The organism is Acidimangrovimonas sediminis, assembly GCF_002871005.1.
In the GTDB taxonomy this organism is placed as follows: domain Bacteria; phylum Pseudomonadota; class Alphaproteobacteria; order Rhodobacterales; family Rhodobacteraceae; genus Acidimangrovimonas; species Acidimangrovimonas sediminis.
Window position 1 is genome coordinate 23,336 of the sequence record NZ_PHSN01000045.1, and the last position, 6,595, is coordinate 29,930.

General features: G+C 69.8%; 5 protein-coding genes. All 5 read left to right on the top strand.

The window, feature by feature from the left end; all coding sequences use genetic code 11:
• Positions 1-5: 5 nt before the first annotated feature.
• The 5 genes from CVV76_RS23265 (at position 6) to iolG (ending at position 6,408) form a co-directional block, all read left to right on the top strand.
• Positions 6-2,216 (top strand): ABC transporter permease, encoded by a 2,211-nt coding sequence (locus tag CVV76_RS23265; protein WP_102227078.1) that lies wholly within the window; start codon positions 6-8, stop codon positions 2,214-2,216.
• Positions 2,213-3,280 (top strand): ABC transporter ATP-binding protein, encoded by a 1,068-nt coding sequence (locus CVV76_RS23270; RefSeq protein ID WP_102227079.1) that lies wholly within the window; start codon positions 2,213-2,215, stop codon positions 3,278-3,280. The genes CVV76_RS23265 and CVV76_RS23270 overlap by 4 nt, the downstream gene beginning before the upstream one ends.
• A gap of 27 nt (positions 3,281-3,307) precedes the next feature.
• Positions 3,308-4,156 (top strand): inositol monophosphatase family protein, encoded by an 849-nt coding sequence (locus CVV76_RS23275; RefSeq protein ID WP_102227080.1) that lies wholly within the window; start codon positions 3,308-3,310, stop codon positions 4,154-4,156.
• Between the two features lie 61 nt (positions 4,157-4,217).
• Entirely contained in the window at positions 4,218-5,249 is a 1,032-nt protein-coding gene (locus CVV76_RS23280) for a LacI family DNA-binding transcriptional regulator (protein ID WP_102227081.1), read from the top strand.
• Between the two features lie 166 nt (positions 5,250-5,415).
• Complete coding sequence (gene iolG, locus CVV76_RS23285) at positions 5,416-6,408, top strand: inositol 2-dehydrogenase (protein ID WP_102227082.1); 993 nt, start codon at positions 5,416-5,418, stop codon at positions 6,406-6,408.
• Positions 6,409-6,595 lie beyond the last annotated feature (187 nt).

Genomic DNA, 6,595 nt, shown 5'->3' on the forward strand with positions numbered 1-6,595 from the left:
GGCGCATGACAGGCGAAACGCGCCGCATCGACGTCGCGCTCGCGGCAGGCGGGGCAGGGCTCCTTGTCCTGCCGTGGTATCACATCCGGTCCGGCTTCTGGGAGTTCGACTGGCTTGGCGCGTTCCTGTCCGACGACAGGCTGTGGCCCGCGGTGGCCCAGCTGGGGCAGGGGCGCTGGCAGCTTCTGCCGGTGCTTGCCCTGTGGCTCGTCGCGCTTGCGCTCAGGCTCAGGCAGCCGTCGGCCGCGCGGGGAAAGGCCTTCGTCGTGCTGGGGCTGGCGGGGCTTGCCTGGCTTGCCTTCGAAGGGATGGCGATCGGTCTGCGCGGCTGGGCCATCCCCGGCGCCGACCGCCTGATCGCGCTGGCGGGACAGCCGGCCTGGGGCGCGGGCGCGATCCTTGCGCTGGCCATGTTCGCCGCGCTCTTCGCCTTCGGACTGGCCGAGCGCGGGGTACTCAAGGGCGATGCCTTCGTGCTGGGCGCGATCACCGCGCTGGTGCTGCTGGTAATCGCCTTCGTGGGCTACCCGCTCTACGCGATGTTCCTGTCCGCATTCCAGGATTTCCGCGGCAACTTCACGCTCGACGGTGTCAGCCAGAACATCGCCGACCCCGCTATCTGGCGGCTCGACTGTCTTGTCGGCGGACGCTGCGGGGTGGCCTGGCGGACGCTCTTCCTCGCGCTCTGCACGGCAAGCGGGTCCACCCTCATGGGGCTTGTCTTCGCGCTTGCCGCGACGCGGACGAACACGCGGTTCAAGGCCGGGCTCCGGTTGCTCACCGTGCTGCCGATCATCACCCCGCCCTTCGTCATCGGGCTGGCGCTGATCATGATCATGGGGCGCGCGGGCTTTGTCACCCAGGGGATCGAGGCGATCACCGGCTGGCACCTCGGCCGCTGGATCTATGGCCTTCCGGGGATCTGGCTGGCGCAGGTCCTCAGCTTCACCCCGATCTCGTTCCTCGTGCTGATCGGCGTCGTCCAGGGGGTGAGCCCCTCGATGGAGGAGGCCAGCCAGACCCTGCGCTCGGACCGCTGGCGAACGTTCACCAAGGTCAGCCTGCCGCTGATGGCGCCGGGCCTCGCCAATGCCTTCCTGATCGGGTTCATCGAATCGATGGCCGATTTCGGCAACCCGCTCATCCTGGGCGGCAATGGGGGCGTTCTGTCGACCGACATCTTCTTTGCGGTGGTCGGCGCCCAGCACAACCCGGCGCGGGCGGCGATCCTGGCGCTGATCCTGCTGTGCTTCACCCTCAGCGCCTTCCTGGCACAGCGCTTCTGGCTGAGCGGGCGCAACTTCTCGACCGTGTCGGGCAAGGGTGACGGGGGCAGCCACGCGCGCCTGCCGCGCGGCCTGGAAATCGCGGTGCTGACGCTGGCCGGGGTCTGGTCCGCCTTCACCCTGTTCCTCTACGGCATGATCTTCTTCGGCAGCTTCGTGAAGGTCTGGGGCCTCGACAACACGCTGACGCTTGCGCATTACCACGCGGCCTTCGGGTTCAGCCTGGCGGGCGGCTTCACCGGGGTTGCGTGGAACAGCTTCTGGACGACGATGGGCATCGCCATCCTGGCCGCCCCGCTGACCGCCTTCGTGGGCCTGCTGACGGCCTGGCTGATCGTGCGCCAGCGCTTCCCTGGCAAGGCCCTATTCGAATTCGCGATCATGCTGAGCTTTGCCATCCCCGGCACGGTGATCGGCATCAGCTACGTCTCCGCCTTCAACCTGCCGCCGCTGCAGATGACCGGGACGGCGATGATCCTGATCATGTGCTTCGTCTTCCGCAACATGCCGGTCGGCGTTCGGGGCGGGATCGCCGCGATGAGCCAGATCGACGGCAGCCTCGACGAGGCCTCGCTGATGCTGGGGGGCAGCTCCGCCCGCACCCTGCGCAAGGTGATCCTGCCGCTGCTGCGGCCCGCGATCCTTGCCGCGCTGGTCTACAGCTTCGTGCGGGCGATCACCTCGATCTCGGCCGTCATCTTCCTGGTCAGCGCACAGTACAACATGGCCACGGCCTATATCGTCGGCCTGGTCGAGAACGGCGAATACGGCGTCGCCATCGCCTACAGCTCGGTCCTGATCGTCGTCATGATGGTCGTGATCGGCGGCTTCCAGCTTCTGGTCGGGGAACGGCGGATCGGGCGGCGCGATGCGCGCGGCCCCGCCACGCCCCGGCCCGTTGCCCCCATCAAAGAGGAGATCGCGACATGAGCGCGAGGGAAAAGCGCGGGGCCGTCGTGTTCGACGACATCCGCAAGGATTACGGCTCCTTCACCGCCATTCCGCAGCTGAACCTGAGTGTCGAACCCGGCGAGCTGGTGACCCTGCTGGGCCCGTCGGGCTGCGGCAAGACGACGACGCTGCGGATGCTGGCCGGGCTGGAGACGCCGACCAGCGGCCGCATCCTGATCGGCGGGACGGATGTCAGCCGGCTGCCGCCGAACCGGCGCGACGTGGCGATGGTGTTCCAGTCCTACGCCCTCTTTCCGCACATGAGCGTGGCCGCCAACGTGGCCTACGGGCTCGAGGCCGGGGGGCTGGGGCGGCGCGCGGCGCGGGCGCAGGCCGAGAAGGGCCTCGACCTCGTGGGGCTGTCGGCGATGGGCGACCGGCTCCCGGCCGAGCTTTCGGGCGGCCAACAGCAGCGCGTGGCGGTCGCCCGCGCGCTGGTCCTCGAACCGCAGGTGCTCCTGCTGGACGAGCCGCTCTCCAACCTCGACGCGCGGCTTCGGCGCAAGGTGCGCACCGAGATCCGCGAATTGCAGCAGCGGCTGGGCTTCACCGCGGTCTACGTCACGCACGACCAGGACGAGGCGCTGGCGGTGTCCGACCGCGTCGTGGTGATGCGCGAGGGCCGGATCGAGCAGGCAGGCACCCCGAGGGAGCTTTACGAGGCCCCGGCGTCCGAGTTCATCGCGGATTTCATCGGCGAGTCGAACATCGTCGACTGCACGGTCGAGAAGGTCGGTGACGGGCTGGCCGAGATCCGCCTGGGCGGGCAGCGCATCACCGTGCCGACCCGCAGTACCGCGACCGGCCCCGCGCGGCTTTCCGTCCGGGCCAACGCCATTTCCCTGTCCGGCCCCGCCGCGGGACAGGACGGCGCCAGCGGCCGCGTCCGCAGCGCCGCCTATCTCGGGGATCACGTGGAATACGAGATCGAGAGCGACCTCGGCCAGCTCTTCGCGATCGACCACGCGAACGCCACGCCCTACGCGGTCGGCAGCGACCTTGCGCTGACCTTCCGCGCGGCAGGTCTTGCCCTGCTGCCCTGACCTTCCAGAAAGATTGCGAGAGACCCCATGATCGAAACTGACCGGACCGCGACCCCCGACACCGTGGCGGCACGCGCGCGCTTTGCGAAGGAGCTGGCGGTGCGTGCCGGGGCCCTCGCGCGGTCCTACTTCCTGCGCCGGTCCGAGCTCGACATCGAGACCAAGCGCACCGCCCATGACCTCGTCTCCGAGGCGGACCGGGAGGTGGAGCGCACGATCCGCGCCGCCATCGCCGAGCGCTATCCCAACGACGCGCTCGTGGGCGAGGAAGACGGGCGCACGCCGGGAACCTCCGGCTACACCTGGATCATCGACCCGATCGACGGCACCGCACCGTTTCTCGCCGGGATGCCGGGGTGGTGCGTCTCGATCGGGCTGGTGGACGGGCAGGGGCCGCTGGTCGGCGCGATCGAGGTACCGATGCTGTCGGAGACCTACCTCGCCGCGCGCGGGCAGGGGGCCACGCTGAACGACCGGCCGATCCGTGTCGCGGGCGCGCAGACCTTGGCCGACGGGCTTGTGGGCATCGGCGCCAACGACCGCATCTCGAACCAGAGCTTCGGCACCTTCCTCGCCGCGTTCGGCGATGCCGGCGGCGCCTGGGTGCGCTACGGGTCCGGCGCGCTCATGCTCGCCTGGGTCGCTGCGGGCCGGCTGATCGCCTATCTCGAACCGCGGATGAACGTATGGGATTGCATCGCCGCCCATTGCCTGATCGAGGAAGCCGGGGGCAGGGTGCGGCCGTTCGACCTGGGCGAAGGGATCATGACCCCCGCGCCCGTGCTCGGCACCAGCCCCGGCGTGTTCGACGCGCTCCATACCATCGGGCGACTGGACGACGACGCCTTCTGGGTGCCCCACGCCACCCGGGGCTGACCCGCACCCTGCGAAACGCCCGGGGGGAAGGAACGGGGCAGGCATTCAAGGGAGGCGACGGATGGCCCGACGTCCGACAATCAAGGACCTGGCACGCGAGGCCGGGGTCAGCGCGGCCACCGTCGACCGCGTGCTCAACGGCCGCTCGCGCGTGCGCGACGAGACGATCCGCAAGGTCGCCGGCGCGGCGCACCGGATCGGCTTTCACGCGCAGGCGCTGATCGACCGCAGACTCGGCCAGTCGCTGGACGAGGTCACCCTCGGCTTCGTGCTGCACAAGGAACGTCAGGAATTCTACCAGAACTTCGCGCGCGAGATCGACCGCGCGGTGCAGGCGCGAACCGACGTGCGGGGCCGCGCGATCATCCGCTTCGCCCCCTCGCAATCGCCCGGAGATTTCGCCGGCCAGCTGCGCGACATGGGCCGGCGCGCACAGGCGGTCGCCGGCTCGGCCGTCAACCACCCGGAGCTGACCCGCGCGGTGCAGGAGCTGAAGGACGGCGGGATCGCCACCTTCGCGGTGCTCAACGATTTCGCGCTGGGGGTGCGGCAGAACTACCTCGGCCTCAACAACATCAAGGTCGGACGCATCGCGGCCTGGCAGCTTGCCACCCAGATCCATGCGCCGGGCAAGCTTGCCGTCTTCGTGGGCGGCAGCCGCTGGCACGGGCACGAGCTGCGCGAGACCGGCTTCCGCAGCTACTTCCGCGAATATGCCCCCGCCTTCGAGGTGCTGGACACGCTGGTCAACCTCGAGACCCGGCAACTGACCTACGAGGCGACCCTGGCCCTGCTTGCCCGCCACCCGGACCTGCGCGGCATCTACGTCGCCGGCGGCGGCATGGAGGGCGCGATCGCCGCGCTGCGCGAGGCGCGCCCCCCGGGCAAGGTGGCGCTGGTCGTGAACGAGCTGACCGCCGCCTCGCAGGCCGCCCTTTCGGAACGTTACGTCAGCATGGCGATCAGCACCCCCTTGCCCGAGCTGTGCCGGACGCTCGTCGACCTGATGATCGCCTCGGTGCTGACCCCCACGCCGGGCATCGTCGGGCAATCCTTTGTGGAGCCCCAGATCCACGTCCCGGAATCCGTCTGAATGACGGTCTTGAGGCAATCGCATCGGCGGAAGACCTCAGGAATGCAACAATCCGCCTCGTGCGCCGTTGATCGACTCGCCGCTTGCCGCGAGTGTCGCGCAGGTCCCCGGCGCACAGCCCGGGGCGACGTATCCGGGCCCGGAGGGGGCCCGAGGGAGGACATCAATGACGCTTCGCATCGCGATCCTCGGCGCAGGCCGGATCGGTCAGGTACACGCACGCGCGGTCGCATCCGAACCGCGCGCCCGCCTCGCAGCCATCGCCGAACCCGCGCCCGAGGCGGCCCGGGCCATTGCCGAACGCTACGGCTGCGCGATCCGCAGCATCGACGAGATCGCCGCGGCGGATGACATCGACGCGGTCATCATCTGCACCCCCACCGACACCCACGCCGACCTGATCGAGCGGTTCGCCCGCGCGGGCAAGGCGGTGTTCTGCGAAAAGCCCGTCGACCTCGACGTCGCGCGCGCCCGGCGCTGCATCGCCACGGTCGACGAGGTCGGCGGAACCCTGATGCTGGGCTTCCAGCGCCGCTTCGACCCCGATTTCATGGCGCTGAAACAGACGATCGACGCGGGCACCATCGGCAAGGTCGAGATGATCACCCTCACCTCGCGCGACCCCGGCCCGCCGCCGCATGACTACATCCGCCGCTCGGGCGGGATCTTCCGCGACATGACAATCCACGATTTCGACGTCGCGCGCTGGCTTCTGGGCGAAGAGGTGACCCGGGTGCAGGCCTCGGCCTCGGTGCTGACGGATCCGGAGATCGCCGCGCTCGGCGACTACGACAGCGCCAACGTGATCCTGACCACGGCCTCGGGCACGCAATGCACGATCACCAACACCCGCCGCGCGACCTATGGCTACGACCAGCGGATCGAGGTGCACGGCAGTCTCGGCGCCGTCTCGGCCCGCAACCAGCACAGGGCCGAGATCGAGGTCGCGACCGCCGGGGGCTACCTGCGGCCGCCGCTGCTCGACTTCTTCATGACCCGCTACACCGCCGCCTATGCCGGCGAGATCGCGGCCTTCGTCGCCGCCGTGTCCGAGGGGCGGCGTCCGCCGACCACGGGCGCCGACGGCCTGCGCGCGCTGGAGCTGGCCGAGGCCGCGCTCGAAGCCGCACGGACGGGCAATGCCGTCACGCCCGGCTGATCGCCCGCGCATGAACTGGAGACATGATGACCCGCGCCTTTCCACCTTTCGGTCCCGCCGGCGGCCCCGCCGCATCCCTCACCATCCCGGCCGCTCCGGCGCCCGCACCTGCGGGAGGCGCCCGTGAAACCGCTTGATGTCATCACGATCGGTCGGGCTGGAGTTGACCTTTACGGCGCGCAGGTCG